Source organism: Devosia sp. (assembly GCF_034675085.1).
In the GTDB taxonomy this organism is placed as follows: domain Bacteria; phylum Pseudomonadota; class Alphaproteobacteria; order Rhizobiales; family Devosiaceae; genus Devosia.
In genome coordinates, this window is the sequence record NZ_JAUCDN010000315.1 from 1 (window position 1) to 3,739 (window position 3,739).

Below are 3,739 nucleotides of genomic sequence, written 5' to 3' on the forward strand. Positions count from 1 at the left end.
TCGCCATGCACCATGGCGCTGCCGGCGGCGCGCCGCTCCACTTTCAGTTGCGGATTTTTATTGAGCCGCCCGCCCTCCAGCATGGCGCAATAATGCCCGGTGAGGCGGATGCCGTGGCTGTCTATGCCCAGAAGCGAGGCATGCAGCATGGCCCGGATCGCGGCGGCCACCGATTCCGCGCTCGCACCGGCTCCGCGCAAGGCCGCCTCGGCCCGCTCCTGCAACAGGGCGGCGGGAAACTTCAGGCTCCTGTGCTCCATCCTCACTCCTCCCCATTGGGCGGCGGATAGGAATGCTCCCGCCCCTGCCAGTCGCGCACTGTATAACAGCCATCGGCGCCGGCAATGCTGGCGCGCCCGATATCGGCCTTGCCGTGCCCACCGGGAATATCAAGCACATAGATGGGCTGGCACAGCCCCGATATGCGCCCGCGCAAGCCCGCCACCAGCGCCTGCCCGCGTTCGATCTCGACGCGGAAATGCCCGGTGCCCGGCGCCAGGGCGGGATGGTGCAGATAATAGGGGGTGACGCGGTTTTCGACAAAGAGGCGCATCAGCGCCGCCAGCGTCTCCACATCGTCATTGACCCCGGCCAGCAGCACGCTCTGGCTGACCAGAACCACGCCGCCATCGGCCAGGGTCCTGAGCGCCGCGCGCGCTTCAGGCGAAAATTCCTTCGGATGATTGGCATGGACGGCGACATAAACGGTCTTGCCGCCGGCCTTGAGCGCCGCCACCATCTCCGCGTCGACCCGATCCGGCTCCACCACCGGCACGCGGCTATGGACGCGCACGATCCTGACATGCTCGATTTCGCCCAGGCGGCGCATGATCGCCTCCATGCGGCGGGGCGAAAGCACCATCGGGTCGCCCCCGGTGAGGATCACCTCCCAGATTTCCTCATGGCCGGCGATATAGGCCAGGGCCGCATCCAGCTCGGGGGTGCTGAGCGTGCCCAGCCCCTCCGGACCCACCATTTCGCGGCGGAAGCAGAAGCGGCAATAGACCGGGCAGACATGCACGGGCTTGAGCAGCACCCGGTCGGGATAGCGATGCACGATTCCCTTCACCGGCGAATGAGCCAGATCGCCGATCGGATCGGCCCGTTCTTCCGGCGTGGTCGCGAGTTCGGCGGCATCGGGCACGAATTGGCGGGCGATGGGATCGGCCGGATCGGCCGGATCGATGAGATCGAGAACCGCGGGGGTGACGGCGATGGCGTATTTTTCCGCCACCGCATCGAGGGCGGGGCTCGGCTCGACCAGGCCCAGCGCCTGAAGCTCCGCTACCGATTTGGCGCTGCGCCCCGAATGGCTCATTCGGCCACCGGCGCCCACAGCACCGCCTCGATGCGCTGCGCCCCGGTGGCCAGCATGACCAGCCGGTCGAAGCCCAGCGCCACCCCGCTCGCCTCGGGCATCAGCGCCAGCGCGGCCAGAAAATCCTCATCCAGCGGATAGCGCTCGCCGTAAAGGCGCTGCTTCTCGTCCATTTCGGCGGCAAAGCGCCGGCGCTGCTCGTCGGGGTCGGTCAACTCGCCAAAGCCATTGGCCAGTTCCACCCCACAGGCGTAAAGCTCGAAACGCTCGCTGAGACGCGCATCCCCCGGCAGGCGGCGGGCCAGCGCCGCCTCGGCCGCCGGATAGCGGTCGAGCACGGTGATGCGCCCATTGCCCAGTTGCGGCTCCACCCGCTCGACCAGGATGTGGCTGAACAGATAACTCCAGCTTTCATCCTCGGGCACCGCCATGCCGATGCCGCGCATCTGCGCTGCCAGCGCCGCGCCATCGGGCACGCCGTTTTCATCCAGGCTCGCCAGAAGATCGACCCCGGCATGAAGGGCAAACGCCTCGACCACGCCCAGCCGCTCCGGCTCGGCGAACGGATCGCATTCCCGCCCGCGAAAGCTGAAGCGCCCGATGCCGGTGCTCTCCGCCGCCAGCCGCGCCAGCGCCACGCAATCTTCGATCACCGCGTCATAGGGCTCTCCGGCGCGATACCATTCGAGCATGGTGAATTCGGGGTGATGCAGGGCGCTGCGCTCGCGGTTGCGCCACACATGTTGCAGGCTGGCGATGCGCCTCTCCCCCGCCGCGAGGAGCTTTTTCATGGTGAATTCGGGCGAGGTGCAGAGGTACATCGGCACCCCCACCCCGTCATTGCCGATCATCTGCGTCCCAAAGGCATGCAGATGCGTCTCATTGCCCGGCGAGCGCTGCAAGCCGGGCGGATCGACGATGAGGAAATCGCGGTCGGCGAGCCAAGCCCGCACCCCGGCCTCGATACGGCCGCGCGCCAGAAGGATGGGGCGCCGGTCGGCATGGACCGAAGGCGTCCACCAGGGCGAGGCGGGCTGGGGATCGAAAGCGCTCATGATTGTCTTATATGCGGGCCGGGCTGGCGAATATCGCCAAGATAGGGTAGTTGGCGCACGAAAACCAATTCTGCGCGCCCGGCCCTGCCTCTACGACGCGCTTCGGATACGAACAAGGAAGAAATATGGTCAAGGTCATCGCCTCCTCGCTGCGCAAGGGCAATGTCGTCGAGCAGGACGGCGCCCTGCACGTCATTCTCACCGCTGAAAACGTCCATCCCGGCAAGGGCAATTCGGTGACCAACGTCACCATGCGCCGCATTTCCGACGGGGTGAAGGTCATCGGGCGCTGGCGCACCGTGGAAATGGTCGAGAAGGCCGATGTGGATGATCGCGAATACGATTATCTCTATTCCGACGGCGAGGGCCACCACTTCATGGAGCCCCAGAGCTATGAGCAGATCACCGTTTCCGACGACGTGATCGGCGACCAGAAGGCCTATCTCACCGACGGCATGAAGGTGCACCTGAAGACCTTCGAGGGCACCGCTCTCTCCATGGAACTGCCCCAGCGCCTGACCTTCGAGATCGTCGAGACCGAGCCCGTGGTCAAGGGCCAGACCGCCTCGTCCTCGTTCAAGCCGGCCGTGCTCAATAACGGGCTGCGCGTCATGGTGCCGCCCCATATCGGCGCCGGCACCCGCATCGTCATCCTCACCGACGACAATTCCTACGTCGAACGCGCCAAGGACTGACCGCCGCCGCCCCTGGCGGCAGAGCTACGCTCGCAGGGCGGGAACAGGCCCCAGCCACCGGTCCCACTCCTCCCCCTTGACGGGGGAGGCCGGGAGGGGGTGTCGAGAGCCACGATATCGGGGCCAAGCATCCCCCCACCCTTGATCCCTCCCCGCAAGGGGGAGGGAGTCGACTAAGACATTGGGGCACAAATCCAGCAGCCGCAAACGCCGAAGCGGGAATGGCCCTCCATCCGGCTCACGGTCGAGCCCGTGGGCAGCGCCGGGATTTGGGAAAACGCAAAGCCAAGGCCACAGCGTCCGAAATGAACACCCGCCCCTAGGGCGCCAGCCCCGGCGGCACCGGCGGGGTTTCGTAGAGCAGCGTGATTTCGATCCGCTCATTGGCCGCCATATAGGGATCGTTGGGAAAGAAGGGGTCGCTGGACGCCCGTCCCACCACCGCATCCACCCGTTCGTCCTTGAGCCCGAACTCGCCCAGGATCTGGCGCACGCTGTTGGCGCGGTCCGCTGAAAGCTCCCAGGAGCCATAGCGCGGATTGGAATAGCTGCCGCCCGCCGCCGTATGCCCGGTGATGCGCACCGGATTGGACATGCGCGCCAGGATGGGAGCGACGGCGGCGATGGCCTGGCGCGTCGGCTCGTTGGGATATTTCGAGCCCTCGGGAAAC

The 3,739-nt window shown here is 66.3% G+C and carries 5 protein-coding genes; 1 reads left to right on the plus strand and 4 read right to left on the minus strand.

The annotated features are described in order from the left end of the window. The 3 genes from VDP82_RS15440 to epmA form a co-directional block, all read right to left on the minus strand. Positions 1-260 (minus strand): Ldh family oxidoreductase (locus VDP82_RS15440; RefSeq protein WP_323015720.1); only part of this gene is annotated, 260 nt, incomplete at its 3' end. A gap of 2 nt (positions 261-262) precedes the next feature. Continuing rightward, positions 263-1,318 carry a lysine-2,3-aminomutase-like protein gene (locus tag VDP82_RS15445; RefSeq protein ID WP_323015721.1) on the minus strand — a complete coding sequence of 352 codons (1,056 nt, stop codon included), beginning with the start codon at positions 1,316-1,318 and terminating at the stop codon, positions 263-265. Next, positions 1,315-2,373 (minus strand): EF-P lysine aminoacylase EpmA, encoded by a 1,059-nt coding sequence (gene epmA, locus VDP82_RS15450; protein WP_323015722.1) that lies wholly within the window; start codon positions 2,371-2,373, stop codon positions 1,315-1,317. Before epmA ends, VDP82_RS15445 begins: the two co-directional genes overlap by 4 nt. A gap of 125 nt (positions 2,374-2,498) precedes the next feature. On the opposite strand from epmA, the gene efp reads away from it, so the two are divergent. After that, the gene (efp, locus tag VDP82_RS15455) at positions 2,499-3,068 is read left to right on the plus strand and encodes an elongation factor P (RefSeq protein WP_323015723.1); all 570 of its coding nucleotides are present in this window, start codon (positions 2,499-2,501) and stop codon (positions 3,066-3,068) included. 319 nt (positions 3,069-3,387) lie between these two features. On the opposite strand, the gene VDP82_RS15460 is transcribed toward efp, so the two are convergent. Beyond that, positions 3,388-3,739, minus strand: a 352-nt coding sequence (locus tag VDP82_RS15460) for an OmpA/MotB family protein (RefSeq protein ID WP_323015724.1), incomplete at its 5' end; no start/stop codon positions are given.

Coding starts and splice junctions, on each gene's coding strand:
- efp (WP_323015723.1), top strand. CDS start 2,499: ATGGTCAAGGTCATCGCCTCCTCGCTGCGCAAGGGCAATGTCGTCGAG.
- VDP82_RS15445 (WP_323015721.1), bottom strand. CDS start 1,318: ATGAGCCATTCGGGGCGCAGCGCCAAATCGGTAGCGGAGCTTCAGGCG.
- epmA (WP_323015722.1), bottom strand. CDS start 2,373: ATGAGCGCTTTCGATCCCCAGCCCGCCTCGCCCTGGTGGACGCCTTCG.